The following is a 25312-nucleotide window of genomic DNA, read 5'->3' as shown; positions in this document are numbered from 1 at the left end:
TCATCATGAAGCAGGTTCGCCTTTCCCGATTCGCAGCGTTCGCCGCCGCGGCCGCCTTTGCCGGCTGCGCGCAGGTGCCGCGTCAGCCGATCACGCAACAGCCGATGACGGCCGTGCCGCCGGTGCCGCCGTCGATGCAGGCACCCGGCTCGATCTACAACCCCGGCTACGCGGGCCGGCCGCTGTTCGAGGATCAGCGCCCGCGCAACATCGGCGACATCCTGACGATCATGATCGCGGAGAACGTCAACGCGACCAAGTCGTCGGGCGCGAACGCGAACCGCGGCACCTCGACCGACTTCAAGGTGCCGACCGCCGGCTTCCTCGGCGGCCTGTTCGCGAAGGCGAACCTGAGCGCCAGCGGCGACAACAAGTTCACCGCCACCGGCGGCGCGACCGCGGCCAACACGTTCACCGGCACCATCACGGTGACCGTCACCAACGTGCTGCCCAACGGCAACCTGGTGGTGAGCGGCGAGAAGCAGATGCTGATCAATCAGGGCAACGAGTTCGTGCGCTTCTCGGGCGTGGTCAATCCGAACTCGATCTCGGGCGCGAACTCGGTGTATTCCACGCAGGTGGCCGACGCGCGCATCGAATACTCGGCGAAGGGCTACATCAACGAAGCCGAGACGATGGGCTGGCTGCAGCGCTTCTTCCTCAACGTCGCGCCGTGGTGAGCCGCATGCCCGAATTCCTTTCCCTCCGTCGCCTGCCGCGCGGCCTGCGCGCCGCGCTGGCCGTCTGCCTGGCGTTCGCGCTCGGCGTCGCGCTGCCGGCCGCGAGCGCGCGCGCCGAACGCCTCAAGGATCTCGCGCAGATCCAGGGCGTGCGCGACAACCCGCTGATCGGCTACGGCCTCGTGGTGGGCCTCGACGGCACCGGCGACCAGACCACCCAGACGCCGTTTACGACCCAGACGCTCGCGAACATGCTCGCGAACCTCGGCATCTCGATCAACAACGGCACCTCGACGGGCGGCACCGCCTCGCTGTCGAACCTGCAGCTGAAGAACGTCGCGGCCGTGATGGTGACCGCCACGCTGCCGCCGTTCGCGCGTCCCGGCGAGGCGATCGACGTGACCGTCTCGTCGCTCGGCAACGCCAAGAGCCTGCGCGGCGGCACGCTGCTGCTCACGCCGCTGAAGGGCGCCGACGGCCAGGTCTACGCGCTCGCGCAGGGCAACATGGCGGTGGGCGGCGCCGGCGCCAGCGCCAACGGCAGCCGCGTGCAGGTCAACCAGCTCGCGGCCGGGCGCATCGCCGCCGGCGCGATCATCGAGCGCTCGGTGCCGAACGCGCTCGCGCAGATGAACGGCATGCTGCAGCTGCAGCTCAACGACATGGACTACGGCACCGCCGAGCGCATCGTCACCGCCGTGAATTCGAACTTCGGGCCGGGCATCGCCACCGCGCTGGACGGCCGCACCATCCAGCTGACCGCGCCGGCCGATCCGGCCCAGCAGGTCGCGTTCATGGCACGCCTGCAGAACCTCGAGGTGAACCCGGACCGCGCCGCGGCCAAGGTGATCCTCAACGCGCGCACCGGTTCGATCGTGATGAACCAGATGGTGACGCTGCAGAACTGCGCGGTCGCGCACGGCAACCTGTCCGTCGTCGTCAACACGCAGCCCGTCGTTTCGCAGCCCGGGCCGTTCTCGAACGGCCAGACCGTGGTCGCGCAGCAGTCGCAGATCCAGCTCAAGCAGGACAACGGCGCGCTGCGCTACGTCAACGCCGGCGCGAACCTCGCCGACGTCGTCAAGGCGCTGAACTCGCTCGGCGCCACACCGGCCGACCTGATGTCGATCCTGCAGGCGATGAAAGCCGCGGGCGCGCTGCGGGCCGACCTGGAGATCATCTGATGGCCAATCTTCCGAATTCCACCGACCTCGCCGCCGGCACCGACCTCACGCAGCGCTTCGCGCTCGATGTGCAGGGCTTCGACCAGCTGCGCCGGCAGGCCGACGCCTCGCCCGAGAAGGGCGCGAAACAGGTCGCCACGCAGTTCGACGCGATGTTCTCGCAGATGATGCTCAAGAGCATGCGCGACGCGACGCCCCAGGACGGCGTGTTCGATTCGAACACCTCGAAGCTCTACACCTCGATGCTCGACCAGCAGCTCTCGCAGCAGATGGCCTCGCGCGGCATCGGCGTGGCCGACGCGCTGATGAAGCAGCTGATGCGCAACATGAACCCGTCGGGCGGCGCGGCCGGTGCTGGCGGCGCGGCCGGCGCGCTGGGCGCCCTCGGCGGCTCGGGCGGCAACGAAGGCGGCCTCGCCGCGGCCGGCGCGCTGGCCCAGGCGCTCGCCAGTTCGCGCGGCAACGGCCGGCTCGGCGGCGTGGCCGGTTACTCGGCCGCGAGCTCGCTGACGCCGCCCGTCAAGGGCAACGGCACCTCGGCCGCCCAGGACGGCTTCGTCGACAAGGTGGCGGGCGCGGCGCAGGCGGCCAGCGCGGCCACCGGCATCCCGGCGCGCTTCATCGTCGGCCAGGCGGCGCTCGAATCGGGCTGGGGCAAGCGCGAGATCCGCGGCCGCGACGGCAGCTCCAGCTACAACGTGTTCGGCATCAAGGCGACCAAGAACTGGACCGGGCGCACCGTGTCGGCCGTCACGACCGAGTACGTCGGCGGCCAGCCGCGCCGCGTGGTAGCGCAGTTCCGTGCCTACGATTCCTACGAGCACGCGATGACCGACTACGCCACCATGCTCAAGAGCAACCCGCGCTACGCGGGCGTGGTGAATGCCTCGACCACCCCGGAAAGCTTCGCCAACGGCATGCAGCGCGCCGGTTATGCCACCGACCCGCACTACGCGAAGAAGCTGATTTCGATCCTGCGCCAGATCGTCTGACGAGGCGGGAATGGCGGCGCGGGAGCGGACGGAAATGTCGGCGCGAGGCCGGTCAACGGGTAAGGCGACGTTGTTTTTTACCTATTTCCAGGTATCCGGCATTTCGAATTTTCGTTTAGCTGAAGATCTTCGGATCATTTCGATCTACACTTTGCGCTTGACGCACCTGCGCGCCGTTCGGCGCAGCGACGGGCGTCGAGAGACCAGCGGCCCGCGTCCCGCAGGCAGGCCATCAGAGCCCGGAGCAACCGGGCGACAAGCAGACCTAACCGGCAAGCCATGAATAACGAAGCACTGACCGAAGCGTCGGGGGATGACGATTCGCTCCCCGATTACGGCCGTCGCAACCCGCTCGAAATCGGCGTGCAGTTGCGCAATCTCGTCAACCGGGGCGATTTCCTGACGGTCCGTTATTCGGGCGGACAGCTCGTGACGCGCGTGCTCGAGGTCGATGTCGGCGCCGGCACCTTCGTGTTCGACTGGGGCGCGGCGGAGGGGCAGAACGCCAGCCTGCTGGCCGCCCCCTACGGGATCTTCGAGGCGCTGCCCGACGGCGTGCGCGTCGAGTTCACGATCGAGACGCCCGTTGCCACGGATTACGAGGGCCGCCCCGCGTTCCTCGCCAAATTCCCCGACGTCCTCTATTTCGTGCAGCGCCGCGAGTATTTCCGCGTCGATGCCCCGATGCTCGAACCGTATATCGCGCGCGGCAAGCTGCCCGAAGGCGAAAGCTTCACGTTCGAGATCGACAATCTCTCGCTGGGCGGGATCGGGCTGCGCACCGGCGACGAGCGCGCCGCGGCGCTCGAAACGGGCCAGACGCTGGAGCACGTCGAACTGAACCTGGCCGGCCACGGCAAGCTCGCGCTCGACCTGGAACTGGTCTCGCAGCGCAGCATCGAGACGCCGAGCGGCGCGCGCCGCTACTACCTCGGGTTCCGCTTCGTGTCGCTGCCCGGGTCCGCCGAAAACACGCTGCAACGCCTGATCACCCAGCTCGAAGTGAAGCGCCGCCAGCTCGCGCGCGCGTAGTCGCGCACGCGTCTGGCGCGCCGGTCGGCCGCCGCGAATTTTCACGCGCGCGGCCTCAATTTCCACCGGACGCCGCCGTTAAACCGGGTGTCCCTTTCCCGGAGGCCGTCCGCGGCCGGCATCGCATGAGCAACCTTCTGAACATCGGTCTCAGCGGCATCAACGCCGCGCAGTGGGGCATCAACACGACCGGCCAGAACATCAGCAACCAGGCCACGCCCGGTTACTCGGTCGAGCGCGTGGTGTATGCCGAATCCGACGGCCAGTACACCACGAACGGCTTCCTGCCGACCGGCGTCTCCACCGTCACGGTGCAGCGTCAGTACAGCCAGTACCTGTCCGACCAGCTCAACACCGCGAAGACCGCGAGCAGCTCGCTGTCCACCTATTCGCAGCTGGTCGCGACGCTGAACAACTACATCGGCAGCCCGACGGGCGGCGTCGCCTCGGCGATCTCGACGTTCTTCAGCGGGCTGCAGAACGTGAGCTCGAGCGCCGCCTCGCGGCAGACCGCGATCAGCGATGCCGCGACGCTGGCCAACCAGCTGACCTCGGCCGGCGCGGAGTTCGACTCGCTGCGCACCAGCGTGAACACGCAGCTGCAAAGCGCGGTCACGCAGGTCAATTCGCTGACCACCCAGATCGCCCAGCTGAACCAGCAGATCACGGTGGCGAGCCAGGGCGGCCAGCCGCCGAACCAGCTGCTCGACCAGCGCGACCAGGCGGTGGCGACGCTGCAGACCGTCGTCGGCGTGCAGGTGGTGCAGAGCAACGGCAACTACAACGTGCAGATGGCCAACGGCCAGCCGCTGGTGGTGGGCAACACCAGCTACGAGATGTCGACGGTGCCGTCGCCGTCCGATCCGAGCGAGCTGACCATCGGCCTGCGGAACACCGCGGCCGGTTCGGGCGCGGCGGGCCAGGTGCAGGTGCTGTCCGACAGCAACATCACGGGCGGCACGATCGGCGGCCTGCTGCAGTTCCGCAGCCAGACGCTCGACCCGGCCCAGGCGCAGCTCGGCGCGATCGCGGTCAGCTTCGCCTCGCAGGTGAACGCGCAGAACGCGCTCGGCATCGACGCGAACGGCAACGTGGGCGGCAACCTGTTCACGGTGCCCGCGCCGCAGAGCATCGCCAACACCGACAACACCGGCGACGCCACGCTCTCGGCGAGCTTCGCCAACGGCCAGCAGCCGCCGACGAGCGACTACACGCTGTCCTACGACGGCACCAATTACACGCTGAAGGACCGTTACTCGGGCAGCGTGATCGGCACCGCCACCTCGCTGCCCGCCACCATCGGCGGCCTCGACCTGTCGGTCGACGACGCCACCAAGCTGAAACCAGGCGACTCGTTTACGATCGAGCCCTCGCGCAACGCGCTCGACGGCTTCGCATCGGTGGGCACCGCCAACACGATCGCGGCCGCCGCGCCGGTACTCGCCACGCGGGGCACCGGCAACACCGGTTCGGCCACCATCTCGCAGGGCACCGTCACGGCCGGCTACCAGATGCCGTCGAGCACCACCACGCTGACCTACGACGCGGCCTCGAAGTCGCTGTCGGGCTTTCCGGCCGGCACCACGGTCACCATCAACACCACGCCGCCGACCAGCTACCCGATCACCGGCACCACCACCCAGGTGCCCTACGATTCGAGCGCCGGCGCGTCGCTGACCATCACCAGCACCACGCAGCCGCCGCCCTCGGGCGTGATGAACAACGTGTCGGTGCAGATCTCCGGCACGCCCGGCGACGGCGACACGTTCAAGATCGCACCAGGCGGCGCCAGCAACGACAACCGCAACGCGCAGGCGATGTCGAACCTCGTCAGCTCGAAGACGTTCGACGGCGGCTCGACCACGCTGACCACCGCCTACGGTTCCTACGTGAACAACATCGGCAACACCGCCGCGCAGCTTGCCGCGGCGAGCACGGCACAGACCGCGCTCGTCAGCCAGATCACGTCGCAGCAACAGTCGGTGTCGGGCGTGAACCAGGACGAGGAAGCCGTGAACCTGATGCAATACCAGCAGATGTACCAGGCCAACGCCAAGGTGATCCAGACCGCCTCGACGCTGTTCAGCACGCTGCTCGGCATCTTCAACTGAGGACGGAGTCGATCATCATGCGCATCGCGACCTCGCAGTTTTATACGCAGAACATCGAGCTGATGAACAACCAGGAGTCACAGCTCTCGGAACTCTATCAACAGGTGGCGAGCGGCAACACGCTGCTCACCGCCGCCGACGACCCGCTCGGCGCCGCCCAGGCGGTGCAGCTGTCGGCCACCTCGGCCACGCTCGCGCAGTATTCGTCGAACCAGTCGTCGGCGCTGTCCTCGCTGCAGCTCGAGGACAAGACGCTGTCGAGCGTGACGAGCGTGCTGAACTCGGTGATCCCGTCGCTGACGGGCGCCATCAACGGCACGCTGTCGGACAGCGACCGCTCGGCGCTCGCCGCGCAGCTGCAGGGCCAGCGCGACACGCTGCTGCAACTGGCCAATACCACCGACGGCACCGGCAACTACCTGTTCGCGGGCCTGCAGAGCGGCAACCAGCCGTTCACGAACTCGCCGTCCGGCGGCGTTACGTACTCGGGCGACACCGGCCAGCGCACGGTGCAGATCTCCGATTCGGTCAGCGTGTCGATCGGCGACAGCGGCAACAGCGTGTTCACTTCGGTGCCGGCGCTCGGCAGCCTCGCGGTGCCGGCCAGCAACCCGAACAACACGGGCACCGGCACGATCGGCGTGATCACGGGCGGCACGCCGGGCGATCCGACCAACAACCACGCGTTCACGGTCACGTTCGGCGGCACCGCCAGCGCGCCGACCTACACGGTCACCGACAATTCGACCACGCCGCCCACGGTCGGCGCCGCGCAGACCTACACGGCCGGCAGCGCGATCAAGATCGGCAGCCAGAGCATGATCGTCTCGGGCAACCCGGCGCCGGGCGATACCTTCACGCTGACGCCGGCCACCCAGGCCGGCGGCGACATGATCGGCGCGCTCGACGCGGCGATCGCGGCGCTCAAGCAGCCGGTGGGCAGCGGCGCGGCGGCCAGCGCCACGCTCAACAACGCGCTGACCACGGCGCTGACCAAGATGCAGAACGCGGTGGCCAACGTCACCACGGTGCAGGCCTCGGTGGGCGGCCGCGAGCAGGAAGTGCAGTCGATGCAGACCATCACCAGCACCAACTCGCTGCAGATCACCAGCAACCTGACCGACATCACGCAGGCCAACATGCCGGCCGCGATCACCCAGCTGCTGCAGGTGCAGAATTCGCTGACCGCGGCGCAGGAAGCGTTCTCGAAGGTGCAGGGCCTGTCGCTGTTCCAGTTTTTGAACTGACGGGCCGGACGCGGCGCGACCGGGGCGGGCGTCCCGGGCGCGCCGGATTCGTTGCTTCTCCTTTCCTCGCTTCGCCGCTCTTCGCTTCATCACCCGCCTCGCCGCTTTTCCCGCTTTTCCCGCGTTCCTCCGCTTCGCCCTGCCTTCCCCCTGGTCGCCCACCGCTCCGCCTTTCCGCCGTTCCCGCCTGGTTTCGCCGCGTTCCGTCATGTTCCGTCGTGTTCCGTCCCGTCCGGCCGGCTCGCGTCGTCGCGGCCACATCGCGGGCGGCGCCTGGCGTCCCGCGCGGATCCACGCCAGGCCGCCCTGATCCGCGTCACCGCTTGCGGGCCGCCCCGGCTTGTCAGCCGTGTCAGGGCTTCGTACACTCGCGCCTGATTCGCATCCGGCGCGCCGGCATGGGCCGCCGCTGCGTCATCCGTTTCGCCACCCACCACGACAACCCGGAGAGCCCGCGATGGCCGATTCCCATTTCCCGCGCTGGCGCCTCGCCGCGCGCGGCGCCACCAGCGTGGTCGCCCCCGACGAACGGCTGCCGTGGCCGCAGATGGTGGCGATGGGCGTGCAGCACGTGGTCGCGATGTTCGGCTCCACCGTGCTCGCGCCGCTGCTGATGGGCTTCGATCCGAATCTCTGCATCTTCATGTCGGGCATCGGCACGCTGCTGTTCTTCGTGCTGGTGGGCGGGCGCGTGCCGAGCTATCTCGGCTCGAGCTTCGCGTTCATCGGGCTGGTGGTGGCCGTGACGGGCTACGGCGGCAGCGGCGCGAACCCGAACATCCCGGTCGCGCTCGGCGGCATCATCGCCTGCGGCGTGGTGTACGCCGTGATCGGGGCGATCGTGTCGGCGGTCGGCACGCGCTGGATCGAGGCGCTGATGCCGCCGGTGGTGACCGGCGCGATCGTCGCCGTGATCGGCCTGAACCTCGCGCCGATCGCCGTGAAGGGCGTGAGCGGCAGCACCTTCGACAGCGTGATGGCGCTGGTGACGGTGCTCTGCGTGGGCGGCGTGGCGGTGTTCGCGCGCGGCACCGTGCAGCGCCTGCTGATCCTGGTGGGGCTGCTGATCGCCTACGCGATCTACGCGATCGCCACCAACGGGCTCGGCCTCGGCCGGCCGATCGACTTCTCGATCGTGGCCAACGCGCACTGGTTCGGCATCCCGAGCTTCACGGCGCCGGTGTTCGAGCCGCACGCGATGCTGCTGCTCGCGCCGGTGGCGGTGATCCTGGTGGCCGAGAACCTCGGCCACATCAAGGCGGTGAGCGCGATGACGGGCCACAACCTCGACCGCTACGTGGGCCGCGCGTTCATCGGCGACGCGCTCGCCACCATCGTCTCGGGCAGCGCCGGCGGCACCGGCGTGACCACCTACGCCGAGAACATCGGCGTGATGGCCGTCACGCGCATCTACTCGACGCTGGTGTTCGCCTTGGCCGCCCTGATCGCGATCGGGCTCGGCTTCTCGCCGAAGTTCGGCGCGCTGATTCGCACGATTCCGGGGCCGGTGCTGGGCGGCGTGTCGATCGTCGTGTTCGGGCTGATCGCGGTGACGGGCGCGCGGATCTGGGTGGTCAACCGCGTCGATTTCTCCGACAACCGCAACCTGATCGTGGCCGCCGTCACGCTGGTGCTCGGCGCCGGCGACTTCTCGCTGAAGCTCGGCGGCTTCGCGCTCGGCGGGATCGGCACCGCCACGTTCGGCGCGATCCTGCTCTACGCGCTGCTGGGCAGGGAGAAGGAGCCGGGGCCGGTGGTCTGACGGCCGCGCTTCGATCCGGCGCCTTGCGCCAGCACTGCGAGCCGGCCGCTCAGCCGCGCCGCGCCTGCGCGTCGAGCCACGCGCAGAACTGCACGACGAGCGGCGAGGCCTCGCGCGCGGCGATCCACCAGTAGCTGCGCGAGGCGATGCGCGGGCCGTCGAGCGGCAGCACGAGCCGGCCGCCCGCGAGTTCGTCGTCGATCAGCGGCAGCGGGCCGAGCGCCACGCCGAGCCCGTCCACGGCCGCCTGCAGCGCCAGATAGAAATGATCGAACGACTGCTTCTTGCGCGCGCGCAGCGGCGTGCCGGCCGCCGCGAACCAGTCGCCCCAGGCGGTGGGCCGCGTGTCGGAGTGCAGCAGCACGTGGCGCGAGAGATCGTCGGCCTGCGCGATCGGCATGCGCTCGAGCAGCGCCGGGCTGCAGACCGGCAGCAGCGTTTCGTCGAGGAAGTGGCCGGTGGCGCGGTTCGGCCAGTGGCCCGGGCCGCTGCGGATCGCCACGTCGAACTGGCCGTCGAGCTGGTCGAGCGGCGCGCTCGAGGTGGACAGCTTCAGCTCGACGTTGGGCATGTCGCGCTGGAACCGCGACAGCCGCGGCAGCAGCCACTTCATCGCGATCGTCGACAGCGCGTTGATGCGCAGCACCTGCTCGGGCGCGGTGTCGCGCATGCGGGCGGTGGCGGCGGCGATCCGCTCGAACGCGTCGGACACCGAGGCCAGGTAGCGCCGCCCGTCCTCGGTCAGCCGCACGCGCTTGCCGTGGCGATGGAACACCGGCCGGCCGAGCCAGGCCTCGAGCGCGGCCACCTGGCGACTGATCGCACCGTGGGTCACATGCAGCTCGTCGCCGGCGGCGCTGAAACTTTCATGGCGAGCGGCGGCTTCGAAGGCGCGCAGCGCCGGAAACGGAGGCAGGAGGCGGGTCATGCTTGTGAGTTTAGATCACAAAGTGCGCGCCGAGAAATCGTTTTGCCGGCGCCTGGAACCGGCGTAGTCTCGGCGCATCGCACACCCCACCCAAGGATTCCCATGTCATCCCCCCTCACGAACGGCGAGGCGCGCCGCGCGGTCGGCATCGGCGAGCTGTTTCTCGGCTTTCTCGGGCTCGGGCTCGTGTCGTTCGGCGGCGCGCTGCCGTTCGTGCGCCGCGCCGTGGTGGAAGAGCGCCGCTGGCTCACGCCCGACGAGTTCACCGATCTGCTCGGCCTCTGCCAGTTCCTGCCGGGCGGCAACGTGATCAACCTGTCGGTGGCCGTGGGGATGCGCTTTCGCGGCGTGCCGGGCGCGATCGCCGGGCTGCTCGGGCTGATCGCGGGGCCCACGCTGGTGGTGGTCGGGCTCGGCGTGATCTACGCCAAGACGCAGGGCGACCCGCGCGTGCAGCACCTGTTCGGCGGGCTCGCCGCGGCCGCCGCCGGTCTCCTGATCGCGATGGCGGTGAAGGTCGCGCGGCCGCTGCGGCAGGTGCCGGCCGCCGCCGTGGTGGCGCTGCTCGCGTTCGTCGCGATCGCGCTGGTGCGGCTGCCGCTCCTCACCACCATGCTGGTGCTCACGCCGATCAGCATCTGGCTCGCCTCGCGCGGGCGCATGCTGCCCGCCGGAGACCGGCGATGAACGACACGCTCGTCGCGCTCGCCGCGATCTTCTCGCAGCTGTCGCTGCTCGCGTTCGGCGGCGGCAACACGATCCTGCCCGAGATGCAGCGGCAGGTGGTGGAGGTCCACCACTGGATGCCCGCCACCGAGTTCACGGCGCTGTTCGCGCTCGCCCAGGCCGCGCCGGGGCCGAACATGATGATCGTCTCGCTGGTGGGCTGGCACGTGGCCGGCTGGGCCGGGCTGCTGGTGGCGTCGCTCGCGAAGTTCGGGCCGTCCTCGGCGATCACGATGATCGTGCTGCACGGCTGGGAGCGCTTTCGCGACCGGCCGTGGCGCCGCTACGTGCAGCAGGGCATGATGCCGGTCACGGCAGGCCTGGTGGCCGCGAGCGCGCTGCTGATCTCGCAGGCCTCGAATCGCTCGGCGCTGCAGTGGGGCATCACCGCCGCCTGCGCGGCGCTGGCCTGGCGCACGCGGCTGCATCCGCTCTGGCTGTTGGCCGGCGGCGCGCTGGTCGGGCTCGCCAGCGCGTGGCTGTAGCGCGGCGCGGGCGGTGGGCGGGGCGGGCCGTTTGACGTGGCATCCGGTGGCGCGCGGGCGCGATGCTTCGCGCGATCCGCGCCCACTGCCTTCGCCCATCACCCCCAGGCCATCATGACCCTGCATGCGCCGATTCCCGTCCTGCGGATCTTCTCCGAGGCCAAGGCCAGGGAGTTCCACCTCGACTTCGCCGGCTTCACGCTGCTCCGGGAGCACCGCTTCGAGCCGGGCCTGCCGCGCTACGTGGCCGTGCAATGGCGACGCGACGCCGGGCTCGACCGTGTTCATCCCGGTGGACGGCATCGAGGCGCGGCGCGACGAACTGCTGACGCGGCGCGACGCCTATGCGCGCCCCGACATCGAGACGGTCCGAAGAAAACAGGCAGGTCAGGGGCTAGGTTGAAGAAAAGTCCCGCGCTCACTTGCTCTTCGTCATTTCCGGACACGCCGATGGATAAGGCAGGACGCCACGGGCGACCATTTTGCCAACACCGGCATCAGCTCGTGACTTCCGGGCGAGGGTCAAGCCGTCGCCGTGTGGCGTAGTAGCGGACCTGGTCGCAATAGACTTCGCGCCGGTCGTACAAGGTGCATGGCCAGGTGATGAAATGCGCGACGGAGTCATGGATGTGTTCGGCCAGCAGGCTGTCGACTGTCGGCGGCACGGCCGAGTCGATGTCCCACGCCGACAGGATCAGATCTTCGTAGGCGGTGAGCTTGCGCGGCTGGGGTGGTGGCCATTCCCGATTGCTCGTAAAACTTTCGACCGGGTTGCGCAGGAAGGCGACTCGCCGAGTCAGGCGCCGCTGCTCGGCCAGCAACTGGGTTGCCTGTCGTTCGGGGCTGGACGGCACCTCATAGATCCACTGCGTCGGATCACACTCGGGATGGTCGTGGTCGGTGGCCGGCTGCACGGCCTGACAGGCTGTTGCCGAGACACCGCGCCTGCCGTACAGGCTGCCGAGCACGCGTGTGTCCTCGTGCCTGCGGGCGAGGCCGCCGCGCCATTGGAACAGCAGACGCCGGTGTGCCCGGATCAGTGCCTCCACTTCGAGGGGAGCTGAGGGGAGGCTGGCCATGTAGTCGTTGTATAGATCAACGATCGGTTCATGTTCTACAAAACCAAACTCTGCTCGCCAATCGGGAAGCAACTTATCCGGTGACCGCAACGGGACGCCAGCTTTGAGTGCATCCGCGTACATGTGGCGCAGCGGGATCCGTGCGAGCAGGTTGCTGCGGCCCTGTTGGTCCGGCGCATAGCCGCCGCCCACATCGGCATGCACGCCGGGATAGACCACTTCCTCACAGTTGGCTGGATAGGTGCGCCCCACGCGCACCGAGTCGAGCGGAAACGCCTGCCGTACCTCATGCGCCGCCACGTAATGCACGCAGCGCTCGACCTCGGGTGGAATCGCCAGTTCGGCGGCCCAGGCCAGATGCAGGCCCGGGCCACCCACCGATGCCACCGTGTCGAACAAGCCCATGAACGTGATGCGCAGCGGGATGCGCCATAGGTTCCGGTCCACCCAGCATCGCTGGCCATCCTTGTCGACGCAGTGCGAAAGCAGTTCCCGCACGAACACACGCGCTTCGGTCGCACCGCGCGAGAAACCGAACACCGCCACGCTGATGAACGGCATGTGCCGTCGCGCGCCCTCGCTCCAATCCTCGCCGAGGATCATGGCGAATTCGGCGAGGGCCGCGTCGATACGCGTCCGCCCTCCGAGGCCGAAGCCCAGGCCAATCACGCCGCCCGGATCGTCACGCAGCAGTTCTGCGGCGTAGCCGGGCACACGCCGGGGAATCTTGAATGGTGTGCCGACGCCGGAGATGTAGGTTGGCGTGGCGCCTTGCGAGTGGTCACGAATTGCCGCGAGATAGAGCTTGGCCACGTTCGACAGCGCCTGTTCGTGCTCCGGCTTCCGCAGTTCCTGATACATGTTGTTGCCGGTGCCGTCGAAGAAGAAGCTGAGTTTCGGGTAGAGACGGCATTGGAAGCGAGCTTTGGGATTGACGGAACATTCGGCAGCGAACCGCCGGTTTATCCCGCGCATGGCCGCGCGGCCCAACTCGGCATCGCTCACGGCTACATTTGCTTGGCGAACAGTCATGTGGAACTCCTCATGCAATTCAGGTTATTTCGCGACGCAACGTGAGGCGGCGCGTGAGAACGCGAGTTCGGCCGTATCGCGGTCGCGCAAGATGAAGCACAGGTAGCGGTCGTTCTTCGCGGGGCCGCCCGGCGGGAAATGCACGACCATCGAATGGGGTTCACGAGGCTGGATTACGGCCTTCGTAATCGGGTCGAGTTCCGTGCCCCATGTCCAGTGGATCGTCACTGGTTTGCTCCAGTCCTTGGGGCTGGGATAGCAGCAAGCCGCAGCGCTTCCGTCTTCGTGCGGATAGGCGACCCCCATTCCGTATCGATCCACCGCTAGATTGATGGCGCCTCGGTCCGTGTGATTGACTGGGACCATCCACAACGGGTGATCGCTGGCGAGAGGATCATCGGGCGGTAACGAATCGCTCGCGCATGCAGACAGGGCGAATAGCGAGCATGCGGCAAGGGCTGAGGTACGAAGCGCCATGGATAGTGAGCGGATGATTTTATTGCGCTGGTTCGTCCCATAAGCAGCGATGCAATCCAATTCGGAATTGCTCATGGATGCATCGGCTTGACGTGTGGTCATGTTGGATTCCTTGGAAGTTATTTGGTGGCGCAGCGTGTTCGGCTGGTGGCGAACGCGAGTTCGGCCGTATCGCGGTCGCGCAAGATGAAGCACAGGTAGCGGTCGTTCTTCGCGGGGCCGCCGGGCGGGAAATGCACGATCGCCGAATGGGGTTCACGAGGCTGGATTACGGCCTTCGTAATCGGGTCGAGTTCCGTGCCCCATGTCCAGTGGATCGTCACTGGTTTGCTCCAGTCCTTGGGGCTGGGATAGCAGCAAGCCGCAGCGCTTCCGTCTTCGTGCGGATAGGCGACCCCCATTCCGTATCGGTCCACCGCCGGATTGATGGCGCCTCGGTCCGTGTGATTGACTGGGACCATCCACAAGGGGTGATCGCTGGCGAGAGGATCATCTGGCAGTAACGGATCGCCCGCGCATGCAGACAGGGCGAGCGGCGCACACGCGGCAAGAAGGGCCGCGCAAAGCGTGACGGATCGTGTACGAAATGTATTCATGAAAACCGCGCACTGGTTCAACGAAACTGACATATCGTGGCACCCATTAACTCGCTCCTTCTGTTTTTAACGTGTCGCCTTGCAAAGTGCTTCTTCCGGGCGATAGCCGTAAAGACGCCGGCCTATTGCTAATACATCAGATGGCCACGTGACGTCAGCGAGTCGAATCGACGCGCAAGTGAAGGGAGGCAGATTCGAAACGGCCGTCAGACCAAACGGTGCAACGTCCCGGACGGGTATCTGGCTGGACGGTATCGACGGTTTTTGCGAACAGGCAATGGCGAGCGCGCGGTCTTGGGGGAAAACTGAATTTGGCGATACTTTGCAAATCACCAACCCAAGACCTGTTTATCGGGAGAATTCAAATGACATATCGAATCCCCATAAAACCCGACAAGACAGAGTTAGCGGTTTGCTGAATTTCCACTCGACCGGTCCTCGGGGCGACACATTGGCACCCTCATCCCTGCCCGCGGTGTAAAGCTGTCCGGCTCGTACACGTAATGCACGATCTCCCGGCGCGCTTTCATCGTTCCGTACGCCAGCCGATCACCCTCCCAGCCGCACAGCGTCAGCCCATAGCCGTGGCCACGCGCCAATCTGGCCCGCTCCGCGTCTCGCCAGCCGCTGCCTGCCATCGCCAGCGGCGTCACCTTTGCATTGGTGTACTTCGCGATCCGCCGGCCCAAGGCGTCGTAGGCGTAGGTCGCCCGCATGTGCCGGTTGACGGCGCCCGTCATCCAGCCCACTGGCCCCGTTCGAACTGGGTCGAATCCCCCGTTGCGGGGGCGGCGTGTCAGGTCGACCCGCTCGTCGTAGTCGAGATGCGTGCCGGCGTACTGCTTCGGCAGGTTATCGAGCAGCGGTGTAGTCCGCCGGTCGCCTCCCGTGCCGATCCCGTACTGGTCTCGCCCGGTCGCTTCCACGAGGTTGCTCGCCGGGTCGAATGCGAACGTCTCCATGCCCGGCGTCGATTGCGCGCGCGTGAGCCGGTGGAGCGGGGCGTAGGCGTACTGGATCGCGCGGCGGCGCAGGTCGGCGATCTGGGGCAGGCGTCCGGCTTGATCGTGTTGGCGGCGCTCCACGACTTTGCCGCTCGTGCCTTGCAGCGTCTGGCGAGCGAGCCGGCCTGCCACGTAGTACAGCGTCAGCTGCTTCAGGCCGTTGCCGAGTTCGCGCAACGTCTCGCGGTGTGCGTCGTCGTGATCGAAGCTCGCTACCTCCACCACCTGAAACGCTTCCGACGCATCGTTTCGCGCTTCGACAAGCCCGATGTCGGGTTCACTGCCCCATCAACTTCGCTTTGACCATTGAAGGCTTGCGATGGCGTGAGCAAGCCCCGGCCCATGCGACACGGCGCGGAGCCGATACCGCAAACGCCTGCCCGTCGGCACCACGCCATCACCTCCCACCCGCCGCGCCGCAGCAAAACGGCACCGCGCGCCCACCGCAATCCGCACCACTCCCTATCGTTGCGTGTTGACGACAATCGCGCGCGCCTGCGCACGATTGTTTTTTGTTCCTTACAAACGTGACCTTATGATTCGCGCACGCCGTCCGTGCCAGAAGCGTGCGACGCGCATCCGGACGCCGTCGCGCCGGACATAAAAGACATCGTCAACGAAAAGAAAAGGGATCGCTCATGAAGCAGACCAGAATCGCGGGAGTGGTGGGGGGCATGATGCTCGCGTTCGCCGGCAGCCAGGCGCACGCACAGAGCTCGGTGACGTTGTGGGGCGTCGCCGACGTCAGCCTGCGCTACCTGACCAACTCGAACGCGAACAACGACAACCGTCTCTACATGACCAACGGCGCGATCACCAACAGCCGTTTCGCGTTGAAGGGCGTCGAGGATCTCGGCGGCGGGCTGAAGGCGGTCTTCAATCTCGAAAGCGGCGTGAACCTGCAGGACGGCTCGATGGCGGGCGGCTCGCGGCTGTTCAACCGCGCGGCCTACGTGGGCCTGTCGAGCCAGTACGGCACCGTCACGCTGGGCCGCCAGAAGACGCTGCTGTTCGATCTGCTGGCCGACACCTTCGATCCGCTCACGGTCGGCAACTACTTCGAAAACGCGTGGCTGCCGGTGGCGCTCGGCGCGGGCCTCTACGCCGACAACGCGGTCAAGTACAACGGCAAGTTCGGCGGCCTGTCGATCGGCGCGATGTACTCGTTCGGCACCGATTCGACCTCGACCGGCGCGAACGGCTTCTCCGGCCAGGTGCCGGGCCATGTCGGCGCGGGCAACATGTACGGCTTCACGGTCGCCTACGCGTTCGGTCCGCTGAACGTCGAGGGCGGCATGCAGCAGAACAGCGACAACTCGAGCCGCAAGCAGACGGTGTTCCATGCCGGCGCGGTCTACGCGTTCAGCACGGTCAAGCTCTACGCCGGCTACCTGCGCTCGAAGGACGACACCGGTTTCGTCGATTCGACGCTGGCCCAGCAGGCGATCGTGCCGGGCATCAGCTCGCTGAAGGGCACCGGCCGGATCGACGACGGCCCCTACGCCGGCGTGAGCTGGCAGGCGAGCCCGACCGTCACGCTGACGGGCGCGTTCTACTACGACCACTCGCGCAACGCGACGATCTCGAGCGGCGTGCTCGGCTCGGGCAACCGCTACGCGATCGTCGGGCTGGCCGAATACGCGCTGTCCAAGCGCACCGAGATCTACGGCACGGTCGACTTCAACAAGGCCAACGGCGCCGCCGAAGTGGAACTGCCGGGCCGCAACAACCAGACCGGCATCTCGGTCGGCCTGCGCACGATCTTCTGACGTGTGCGGTGCGTGCGCCGTGCCGCTCGCCGGCCGGCGCGACGCCTGCTCCGCCCCGGTCCCGCGTGGTTCGCCACGCCGGCCGGGGCGGTGTCCGTTTACGGTCATGGAAGCGGCCTTGCAATCCGCCTCCGGACCCGGCCGCCCGCCCGACGTCGCGCATCACACGCTTCATCAAAACTTGATATGGTTCGTCATCGACAATCTGGCGGAGCGTGGCGATGGAATACGACTATGACCTTTTCGTGATCGGCGCGGGCTCGGGCGGCGTGCGGCTCGCGCGGATTTCGGCCTCGCTCGGCGCGCGCGTCGGCATCGCCGAGGCGGAGCGCATCGGCGGCACCTGCGTGCTGCGCGGCTGCATTCCGAAGAAGCTGCTGGTCTACGCGTCGCACTATCCCGGCGAGGTCGAGGACGCGGCCGGCTTCGGCTGGACCTTCGGCCCCGGCGAGTTCTCGTGGCCGACGCTGATCGCCGCGAAGGACCGCGAGATCGGCCGGCTCTCGGGCATCTACGTGAAGCTGCTGACCGACGCCGGCGTGACGCTGCACGAGGGCCGCGCGACGATCGTCGACGCGCACACGGTCGAGATCGACGGCCGGCGCATTCGCGCGAAGCACATCGGCGTGGCCACCGGCTCGTGGCCGACGCTGCCGGAGATCCCCGGCATCGAGCACGCGATCACCTCGCGCGAGGCGCTCGACCTGCCCGAGCTGCCCGGGCGCGTGGCGGTGGTGGGCGGCGGCTACATCGCGGTCGAGTTCGCCGGCATCTTCAACGGGCTCGGCTCGCGGGTGGACCTGTTCTATCGCGGCGAGGAGATCCTGCGCCACTTCGACGACGACCTGCGCCGCGTGCTGCACGAGGAGATGGTCAAGCGCGGCGTGGCGATCCACACCCACGCCAACGTGCGCGCGATCGAGCGCGGCGCGGACGGCGCGCTCACGCTCGACGTCGACGGCACGCCGCACGGCCCCTACGACGCCGTGCTCTACGCCACCGGCCGCCATCCGAACACCGACGGGCTCGGCCTCGAGAACGCCGGCGTCGAGCGCGAGGCGGGCGGCGCGATCCGCGTGGACGCGTATTCGGCCACCAACGTGCCGTCGATCCACGCGATCGGCGACGTCACCTCGCGCCCGCAGCTCACGCCGGTGGCGACGCGCGACGGCGCGCTGCTGGCCGCGAGCCTGTTCGGCGGGCGGCGCACCGAGGCCGACCACCGCGCGATCCCGTCGGCCGTGTTCAGCCAGCCCGAACTCGCCACGGTGGGCCTGGCCGAGCACGAGGCGCGCGCGCAATACGGCGCGGTGGACATCTACAAGACCTCGTTCCGCGCGCTCAAGCACACGCTGACCGGGCGCGACGAGAAGATCTTCATGAAGCTGGTGGTGGTGCGCGACTCGCAGCGCGTGGTGGGCGCGCACATGATCGGGCCCGACGCGGCGGAGACGATCCAGGGCATCGCGATCGCGGTGCGGATGGGCGCGACCAAGGCGCAGTTCGACGAGACGATCGGCATCCACCCGAGCGCGGCCGAGGAGTTCGTCACGCTGCGCACGAAGGCGCCGGATCCGGCCTGAGGTTCGACGGCGGGGCCAACGCTCGACCTCCATGTCGGGCCGATCACGACGGGCCGCGACTATCGCGGCCCGTTTTCGATGGCGCGCCGCCCGCCGTCACTGCACGCGCGAGCCCGCCGGCGCGCCGGTGTCGGCCGCGGCCGTGTGCCGGACCACGCAGTCGCGCCGGTACTTCCGCATCAGCTTCCGCTCGGCGGCGTCGTAGTCGTCGGGATAGGAACTGTCGTCGCCGGCCGCGGGCTGATAGCCGACCGATTCGAGTTCCGCGAGTTCGTTGACGATCTGCCGGTGCGTGACGGGCGCCGAGGTCCTCACGAACGGATAGTCGCCGCACTGCCGCGGCGTCAGCGGGGCCGCGTGCGCGGCGAGGCCGACGGCCATCAGGCCGGCGCACAGCAGGGCTTGCTTCAGGGTCTTGGCGGATTTCATGGAGGCGCTCCTTTCCGGGTTGGGCCGGCATCGCGCCGGCGTCGTGGTTCGATCCGGCGCACGGGCGGCGCCCGGATCACGGAACGCAGGCTAGTGGAGCGCGCTTGTCGAAACGGTGGAGCGCACATGAAACTTCCTTCATCGGCGCCGCCGCCGCGCCGTGCTGAAATTTCCTTCACCTCGCTGCCAGCGTTCGTTCAGGTGGACTCGCGTATCGTGCTGCTCATGGCGGGACGCGGCGCGGGGCGCCCCGGAGCGGACCACGACACGGAGGAGACGGGCGTGAGGAGGCGAACATGAAGCGGCGCACGATCGGATCGACGGCACTGGCCGCCGTCGCGCTGCTGGTCACCACGCTGGCCGGCGCGAAGGTGCAGGGCAGCGGCGGGCCGGTCGCCGACGTGGTGCTCGATCACGCGCGGATCGAACGCCAATATCGGGCGATCGACGACGCGCGCCGGCGCGCGGCCGCCGAAGTGCGACGCAGCGTCGCACTAAAACGGGCCGCCCACGAGGCCGGCGCGGCGGATCGGCCGAGCTGATGCACGCCGTTGCGGGTGAGGTGCGGGTGCGTCGCGGCAACGCCCGGATCGCGCGCACCCCTGTCGAATCAGGCGCGGCAGGGCGCCGCACATTTCGGATGAACAATGTTTAATGAATCCGATACACGTTCGCCACGCGCGCGCGTGTAGCCTGCGCGGATGGCTGTCCGCCCGCGGGACGGCCGCTCACCGCCCGGGCCGATATGGCAACATTCCCCTCTTCCCAACCCGCATCGCCGGTGCCGCATCCGCTCGCGGCCGGCGGGACGACAATGTTCCGAGTCCTCACCATCGAAGACGATGAAATCACCGCGAATGAAATCGTCGGGGAACTGAAAGATCGCGGCTTCGCCGTGGAATGGGTGGCCAACGGCCGGGACGGCATGGCGCGCGCGCTCAGCGACGAATACGACGTGATCACGCTCGACCGGATGCTGCCGGGCGTGGACGGCCTGACCATCGTCACCACCATGCGCAGCATCGGCGTGCGCACGCCGGTGCTGATGCTGAGCGCGCTCGGCGACGTGGACGAACGCGTGCGCGGGCTGCGCGCCGGCGGCGACGACTACCTGACCAAGCCGTTCGATCCCGAGGAAATGACCGCGCGCCTCGAAGTGCTGCTGCGGCGCAGCCAGGCCTCGCCCGCGCAGTCGGAAACCACGCTCGCGGTCGGCCCGCTCGCGCTCGACCTGATCGCGCGCAAGGCCACGCGCGACGGCGTGGAAGTCGCGCTGCTGCCCACCGAATACCGCGTGCTCGAATACATGATGCGCAACGCCGGCCAGACCATCACGCGCACCATGCTGTTCGAGGCGGTGTGGGGCTATCACTTCGATCCCGGCACCAACCTGATCGACGTCCACATGGGGCGCCTGCGCAGGAAGATCGATCCGCCCGACGCGCCGCCGATGATCCGCACCGTGCGCGGCGCCGGCTACATCCTTTCGTGAGCGGCCGATCGTGACTGAACCTGCAAGCCGCGCGGCCGCCGGGCCGCGCGGGCCGCGCTGGTATTCGAGCACGTTCCGGCTGTTCGTCGTCTACGCGGTGATGTTCTCGCTGTCGGTGATGCTGCTGCTCGGCGTGATCGCCACGCAGATCACGCACGACATGAAGCGCGAGACCGACGTGGTGATCGACTGGCAGATGATCTACTTCGATTCGATGGCCGACACCAACCTGGCCGGCGCGATCCATCGGCGCCTCGAACACGAGCGCATGCACACCAACTACTACGGCCTGTTCGCGCCGGACGGCCGGCACCTGGCGGGCGACGTACTCGAATTCCCGGCCGGCCTCGCCACCGACCGCTACGGCCAGACCCTCTCGCACACGCTGAAGATCGCCGGCGACGAGGTCGCGCCGGTGGTGCGCGCGATGGCCGAGGTGCGCCCCAACGGCGACCGGCTGGTGCTCGCGCGCGATCTCACCCACATCCTGCGGATTCGCGAGGCGATCATCAACGTGCTGGTGGTGGGCGGCGTGCTCTGCTTCGGCGCGGGGCTCGGCGGCGGGCTCGTGCTGAGCGTGCGGCAGATGCGGCGCATCAAGGCGATTCGCCAGGTCACGCAGCGCATCGCGCGCGGCGACCTGGCCCAGCGCCTGCCGGTGGGCGGGCGCGACGAGATCGACATGCTCTCGCACCTGGTCAACCACATGCTGGCCGAGGTCGAGCGGCTGATGCACGAGGTCAAGGGCGTCTGCGACGGCATCGCCCACGACCTGCGCACGCCGCTCGCGCACGTCCACACGCTGCTCGCGCACGCGGCCGAGCGCGCCGGCACCTACGACGACGCGGCGCTCGCGAGCCTGGTCTCGCGCGCGCGCAACGAGACCGACGCGCTGCTCGGGCGCTTCCGCGCGATGCTGCGGATCGCCGAGATCGGCTCGCTGCAGCGGCGCGGCGGCTTCGCCGAGGTCGATCTCGAAGCGCTCGTGACCGACGTGGGCGACCTGTTCGAGCCGCTCGCCGAGAGCCGCGAGATCCGTTTCGAGGTGCGCACCGAGAAGGTGGGCGCCGTGCATGGCGATCGCGCGCTGCTGTTCGAGGCGCTGACCAACCTGCTCGACAACGCGATCAAGTATTCGCCGGCGGGCGGCAGCGTGCGGCTCGAAGTGTGGCAGCGCCTGCAGGGGCCGTGCATCGAGGTGATCGACGACGGCCCCGGCATCGCGCCCGACGAACGCGAGGCCGTGCTTCAGCACCGCTACCGCAGCCGCCGCACGGTCCACCTGGCCGGCTCGGGGCTGGGCCTGAGCATCGTCTCGACGGTGCTCAACGTCCACGATTTCACGCTGCGCATCGGCAGCGCCGCGCCCGGCACGCGCGTGACGATCGAATGCTGGCCGAGGACGCTGGCATGAGCGCGGCGGCCCGCGCGAACGCACGCCGTGGGGAGGGCCGCCGAGCATGCGGATCCTGCTCGTGACCTCGCGTCATCCCGAGGCGTCGTGGCTGCACAAGGCGCTGCAGGAGAGCGGCCACAGCCTGCAGCGCGCCGACGACCTGCGCGACGGGCTGTTCCTCGCCTCGCAGGAGACCTTCGACGCGATCGTCGCGACCGCGCTCGAGCCGGGCAGCGACGCGGCGCTGGTGGCCGCGCTGCCGCGCTTCGCGGCCGACGGCGGCGGCGCGGCGCTGGTGGTGCTGCTCGGCCAGGCGCAGGCGAGCGAACGGATTCGCGCGCTGCGCGCCGGCGCCGACGCCTGCTTCGGCGCGCCTTACTCGTTCATCGAACTGCACGAGCGCCTGCAGGCGCTGCAGCGGCTCGGCGCCGGGCGCGAGCCGGAGGGGCCGCTCGCCGCGCCGTCGAGCCTCGAGGCGCTCTCGCGCGAGCTGAAGGACGGCAAGCTGCGGCTGGCCGTGACGCGCCGCGAATTCCTGCTGCTCGAATGCCTGATGCGCAGCCCGAACGCGCCGGTGCCGCGCGATCAGCTGATCCGCTACGTGTGGCAGGACAAGGAGGATGTCGATCCGTCGAGCGTCAACCTGGTGGTGTCGCGGCTGCGCCGCAAGCTCGCGCGGCACTTGCCGGACGTGCGGATCGACACGGTGAGCCGCTACGGCTATCAGGTGACGCTGGCGGGGGAGTGAGCGGCCGGCGCACGGCGCGGCGGGACGCAAGGACGGCGAAGGGGACGACGGCGAAGGGAACGACGGGCGCGCGGCCGATCGGCGGCGCGCCCGTCGTGCGTTTGCGCATGCACGCGTATGCGTGCTTGCAGGCGTTCGCGAGCGCTTACGAGCCGAAGAACGGCACGCAGAAGTCGGGCGGCCCGACGCAGTCGCCGGGCCCGTTCGGCCGGGCGGCGGCACAGCCGGACAGCAGGGTGCCGGCCGCGAGCGCGAGGAGCGCGAGGCGGGCGGTGCGGCAGAGCAGGGGGCGAAGCTTCATGGTCGGCGGGCGGTCGTGATCGTCGAAAGGCGGGCGGCGCGCGTCAGTGCGCATAGAGCGTCGAGTTCAGGTACTTGAGCTGGCCGTCCTGCTCGGCCTGCACCAGTTCCTGGTAGACCTCGGCGCGCGTCTTCTCGTGGGCCGGCCGGCCGTAGGGCGCCACCCACGGGCCCGGTTGCGCGTTGGTGGCGTTGGTGGCGGCCATCGGCTGCGCGCCCGGCGTGCCGGCCGGCACGGCCGCCTGCGCGAGCGCCGGCAGGGTCATCGCCGCCAGCGTCGCGGCGGCGGCAAGCTTGATGATTTTCATCTTCGTAGTCCTCATCATGGTTGACTGGTTGTACCTACCGCACGCGCTTTGCGGCTTGCGTGACGGGTCGGGGACAAGCATAGAGGCGGGCCGATGGCGGATCGGCATACGCAGCGTGAAAAGAAATTTACCCGCCGCGCCGGGGCCGGTTGCATCGGCATGAATCACGCGTATCGCGCGAATGAAAAAGGTTTCATTTTTCAGGGCATTTTCATAACCGCGCTGTCACGGCCACTGCCTAAATTGTGGGCCATCGCGTCGCGGACGATCCGGCTGTCCCACACGCAGCCGGCGATGCGAGAAGACCGACCCACTCCAGCGAAACCATCATGAAGAAATATCTGGCAATTCCGGCGCTCGCGTGCGCGCTCTCGACCACCGCCCACGCGCAAAGCAGCGTGACGCTGTACGGCACGATCGATGCGGGCCTGGACTACATCAGCAACCAGAAATCGTCGGCCGGCTCCGGCGCCGCCTACGGCGTGCAGAGCGGCAACGTCAGCACCTCGCGCTGGGGCCTGCGCGGCAACGAGGATCTCGGCGGTGGCCTGGCTGCCGTGTTCGACCTCGAGAACGGCTTCAACGTGGGCAACGGCAAGCTCGGCAACGGCGGCGACGAATTCGGCCGCCAGGCATGGGTCGGCCTCGCGAGCCGCCAATGGGGCACCGTCACGCTCGGTCGCCAGTACGATTTCCTGGTGGACTTCGTCGCGCCGCTGTCGGCCACCGGTTCGGGCTTCGGCGGCAACATCGCCGACCACCCGTTCGACAACGACAACCTCGCGAACGACACGCGGATGAACAATTCGGTGAAGTTCCGCAGCGCGAACTACGGCGGCTTCTCGTTCGGCGGCGCCTACGCGTTCAGCAACCTGGGCGGCGGCGTGTCGGACAACAACGCCTACAGCGTCGGCGCGCAGTACGTGAACGGCCCGGTCGACCTCGCGGTGGCCTATCTGCAGTCGAACCAGCCGGGCGGCGTAAACACGCCGGCCAACACCGGCGGCGCGCTGAGCAGCGCCGACGGCGATTCGATGCTGGTGGGCGGCCGCTGGCGTACCTTCGGCGCCGGCGCGCACTACGCGTTCAGCCACGCGAGCGTGGGCTTCGTCTACACCCGCACGATCCTGAACGATCCGCGCGAGCTCTCGCAGGGCGGCGCCTACGGCACCGTGAACGGCCAGTTGCTGACCTTCGGCAACTACGAACTGAACGCGCGCTACTACCTGAGCCCGGCGCTCTCGCTGGGCGGTTCGTACACGTTCACGCAGGGCCGCTTCGACACGGCGGGCCGCAGTATCGCGCCGAAGTGGAACCAGTTCATGCTGCAGGCCGACTACGCGCTGTCGCGCCGTACCGACCTCTATCTGGAAGGCACGTACCAGCGCGTGAGCGGCGCCGACGGCGTTTCGGTGCTCGGCAACGCGGGGATCTTCAACTTCGCGGCCTCGAGCAACGATCGCCAGGCGATCGTCGCGGCGGGCATCCGTCACAAGTTCTGACCGGCCCGGGCCGGGCGCGGGGATCCGGGAATCCGCGGACCCCCGCCGGGAGACCCTTCCCGCCATCGACGGCGCGTTCGCGACGGCGTGTTTACGACGACGCGATTGCCGATCCGTCGATGGCGGGAGTCGTCGCCAGGTGGCGGCGAGACCGGTGAGCGACCGGAATCGCCGGTAGTGCGGTTCCCGCCACCATCGGGCCGTGGGCGGTATTCACGGTTCGGCGGTTCGGGCGGTGAGCTTCGGCCCCGTGACGATAATCGTCACGGGTTTTTTTATGGCGCGCGTTATTGGACGGAAACGATGGCGCCGCCGCATATGTCGGTTTTGCGACAGCCGGGCGCCCGCGGGGCGCCGCCTTCCGGCCGGAAAGCGGCGTGCCGCGCGGACTTGCGCCCAATGCATTTTTATTCGAATAACGCGGGTTTCCCGATCATCTCGGTTGTCACG

General features: G+C 68.4%; 24 protein-coding genes and 2 pseudogenes. 17 read left to right on the top strand and 9 right to left on the bottom strand.

Features of this window, described 5'->3' with window-relative positions; genetic code table 11:
* Positions 1–5 precede the first annotated feature (5 nt).
* The 7 genes from flgH (at position 6) to bpln_RS17110 (ending at position 9008) form a co-directional block, all read left to right on the top strand.
* A complete protein-coding gene (gene flgH / locus bpln_RS17140) occupies positions 6–680 on the top strand; it encodes a flagellar basal body L-ring protein FlgH (RefSeq protein ID WP_055139360.1) in 675 nt (224 codons plus the stop codon).
* Between the two features lie 5 nt (positions 681–685).
* Positions 686–1864: a flagellar basal body P-ring protein FlgI gene (locus tag bpln_RS17135; RefSeq protein WP_080937303.1), complete on the top strand. Its 1179-nt coding sequence runs from the start codon at positions 686–688 to the stop codon at positions 1862–1864.
* On the top strand, positions 1864–2856 hold the full coding sequence (gene flgJ, locus bpln_RS17130; RefSeq protein ID WP_055139359.1) for a flagellar assembly peptidoglycan hydrolase FlgJ: 993 nt from the start codon (positions 1864–1866) through the stop codon (positions 2854–2856). The genes bpln_RS17135 and flgJ overlap by 1 nt, the downstream gene beginning before the upstream one ends.
* A gap of 279 nt (positions 2857–3135) precedes the next feature.
* Positions 3136–3888, top strand: a complete 753-nt coding sequence (locus bpln_RS17125) for a flagellar brake protein (protein ID WP_042626215.1) — start codon at positions 3136–3138, stop codon at positions 3886–3888.
* 125 nt (positions 3889–4013) lie between these two features.
* The gene (gene flgK, locus bpln_RS17120) at positions 4014–5999 is read left to right on the top strand and encodes a flagellar hook-associated protein FlgK (protein WP_042626214.1); all 1986 of its coding nucleotides are present in this window, start codon (positions 4014–4016) and stop codon (positions 5997–5999) included.
* A gap of 17 nt (positions 6000–6016) precedes the next feature.
* Positions 6017–7246, top strand: a complete 1230-nt coding sequence (gene flgL, locus bpln_RS17115) for a flagellar hook-associated protein FlgL (protein WP_055139358.1) — start codon at positions 6017–6019, stop codon at positions 7244–7246.
* Positions 7247–7703: 457 nt separating this feature from the next.
* On the top strand, positions 7704–9008 hold the full coding sequence (locus tag bpln_RS17110; protein ID WP_055139357.1) for a solute carrier family 23 protein: 1305 nt from the start codon (positions 7704–7706) through the stop codon (positions 9006–9008).
* A 49-nt stretch (positions 9009–9057) separates the two neighbouring features.
* Here bpln_RS17110 and bpln_RS17105 read toward each other — a convergent pair whose 3' ends face one another.
* Entirely contained in the window at positions 9058–9936 is an 879-nt protein-coding gene (locus tag bpln_RS17105; protein WP_042626211.1) for a transcriptional regulator GcvA, read from the bottom strand.
* Between the two features lie 102 nt (positions 9937–10038).
* Here bpln_RS17105 and bpln_RS17100 point away from each other — a divergent pair, with 102 nt between their 5' ends.
* The 3 genes and pseudogenes from bpln_RS17100 to bpln_RS38435 all read left to right on the top strand — a co-directional run bounded on the left by bpln_RS17100 (position 10039) and on the right by bpln_RS38435 (position 11550).
* The gene (locus bpln_RS17100; RefSeq protein ID WP_055139356.1) at positions 10039–10623 is read left to right on the top strand and encodes a chromate transporter; all 585 of its coding nucleotides are present in this window, start codon (positions 10039–10041) and stop codon (positions 10621–10623) included.
* Entirely contained in the window at positions 10620–11147 is a 528-nt protein-coding gene (locus bpln_RS17095; RefSeq protein ID WP_055139355.1) for a chromate transporter, read from the top strand. The genes bpln_RS17100 and bpln_RS17095 overlap by 4 nt, the downstream gene beginning before the upstream one ends.
* 114 nt (positions 11148–11261) lie before the next feature.
* Positions 11262–11550: pseudogene (locus tag bpln_RS38435) on the top strand (glyoxalase superfamily protein).
* A gap of 94 nt (positions 11551–11644) precedes the next feature.
* On the opposite strand, the gene bpln_RS17090 reads toward bpln_RS38435, so the two are convergent.
* The 5 genes and pseudogenes from bpln_RS17090 to bpln_RS17075 form a co-directional block, all read right to left on the bottom strand.
* On the bottom strand, positions 11645–13258 hold the full coding sequence (locus tag bpln_RS17090; RefSeq protein ID WP_055139354.1) for a T6SS phospholipase effector Tle1-like catalytic domain-containing protein: 1614 nt from the start codon (positions 13256–13258) through the stop codon (positions 11645–11647).
* Positions 13259–13282: 24 nt separating this feature from the next.
* On the bottom strand, positions 13283–13837 hold the full coding sequence (locus bpln_RS17085; protein WP_244486966.1) for a DUF3304 domain-containing protein: 555 nt from the start codon (positions 13835–13837) through the stop codon (positions 13283–13285).
* Between the two features lie 17 nt (positions 13838–13854).
* Positions 13855–14058: a hypothetical protein gene (locus bpln_RS37810; protein WP_244486972.1), complete on the bottom strand. Its 204-nt coding sequence runs from the start codon at positions 14056–14058 to the stop codon at positions 13855–13857.
* Positions 14059–14070: 12 nt separating this feature from the next.
* A pseudogene (locus tag bpln_RS38555) lies at positions 14071–14136 on the bottom strand (hypothetical protein); the annotation flags it as partial.
* Between the two features lie 599 nt (positions 14137–14735).
* On the bottom strand, positions 14736–15560 hold the full coding sequence (locus tag bpln_RS17075) for a hypothetical protein (RefSeq protein ID WP_055139351.1): 825 nt from the start codon (positions 15558–15560) through the stop codon (positions 14736–14738).
* A gap of 413 nt (positions 15561–15973) precedes the next feature.
* Between bpln_RS17075 and bpln_RS17070 the strand changes: the two genes are divergently transcribed.
* The gene (locus bpln_RS17070) at positions 15974–17104 is read left to right on the top strand and encodes a porin (protein WP_042626205.1); all 1131 of its coding nucleotides are present in this window, start codon (positions 15974–15976) and stop codon (positions 17102–17104) included.
* A gap of 221 nt (positions 17105–17325) precedes the next feature.
* Positions 17326–18687, top strand: coding sequence for a glutathione-disulfide reductase (gor, locus tag bpln_RS17065; protein WP_055139350.1), 1362 nt, complete (start codon positions 17326–17328; stop codon positions 18685–18687).
* Between the two features lie 96 nt (positions 18688–18783).
* On the opposite strand, the gene bpln_RS17060 is transcribed toward gor, so the two are convergent.
* Complete coding sequence (locus tag bpln_RS17060; RefSeq protein ID WP_042626203.1) at positions 18784–19116, bottom strand: DUF4148 domain-containing protein; 333 nt, start codon at positions 19114–19116, stop codon at positions 18784–18786.
* A gap of 296 nt (positions 19117–19412) precedes the next feature.
* Here bpln_RS17060 and bpln_RS17055 point away from each other — a divergent pair, with 296 nt between their 5' ends.
* The 4 genes from bpln_RS17055 to bpln_RS17040 all read left to right on the top strand — a co-directional run bounded on the left by bpln_RS17055 (position 19413) and on the right by bpln_RS17040 (position 22752).
* The gene (locus tag bpln_RS17055; RefSeq protein ID WP_042626202.1) at positions 19413–19658 is read left to right on the top strand and encodes a hypothetical protein; all 246 of its coding nucleotides are present in this window, start codon (positions 19413–19415) and stop codon (positions 19656–19658) included.
* 272 nt (positions 19659–19930) lie between these two features.
* On the top strand, positions 19931–20608 hold the full coding sequence (locus bpln_RS17050; protein WP_042626782.1) for a response regulator transcription factor: 678 nt from the start codon (positions 19931–19933) through the stop codon (positions 20606–20608).
* A 10-nt stretch (positions 20609–20618) separates the two neighbouring features.
* A complete protein-coding gene (locus tag bpln_RS17045; RefSeq protein ID WP_167352308.1) occupies positions 20619–22022 on the top strand; it encodes a sensor histidine kinase in 1404 nt (467 codons plus the stop codon).
* Positions 22023–22068: 46 nt separating this feature from the next.
* Positions 22069–22752 carry a response regulator transcription factor gene (locus bpln_RS17040; protein ID WP_055139349.1) on the top strand — a complete coding sequence of 228 codons (684 nt, stop codon included), beginning with the start codon at positions 22069–22071 and terminating at the stop codon, positions 22750–22752.
* Between the two features lie 145 nt (positions 22753–22897).
* On the opposite strand, the gene bpln_RS37175 is transcribed toward bpln_RS17040, so the two are convergent.
* The gene (locus bpln_RS37175) at positions 22898–23053 is read right to left on the bottom strand and encodes a hypothetical protein (RefSeq protein ID WP_167352307.1); all 156 of its coding nucleotides are present in this window, start codon (positions 23051–23053) and stop codon (positions 22898–22900) included.
* A gap of 43 nt (positions 23054–23096) precedes the next feature.
* Positions 23097–23360 (bottom strand): DUF4148 domain-containing protein, encoded by a 264-nt coding sequence (locus bpln_RS17030; protein WP_055139348.1) that lies wholly within the window; start codon positions 23358–23360, stop codon positions 23097–23099.
* Between the two features lie 329 nt (positions 23361–23689).
* Here bpln_RS17030 and bpln_RS17025 point away from each other — a divergent pair, with 329 nt between their 5' ends.
* Positions 23690–24862, top strand: a complete 1173-nt coding sequence (locus bpln_RS17025) for a porin (protein WP_055139347.1) — start codon at positions 23690–23692, stop codon at positions 24860–24862.
* The last annotated feature ends 450 nt before the right edge of the window (positions 24863–25312 follow it).

Source organism: Burkholderia plantarii, from assembly GCF_001411805.1.
Taxonomy (GTDB): Bacteria; Pseudomonadota; Gammaproteobacteria; order Burkholderiales; family Burkholderiaceae; genus Burkholderia; species Burkholderia plantarii.
Note: the sequence above shows the minus strand (reverse complement) of the source record. Positions and strands in the feature narration are given on the sequence as shown.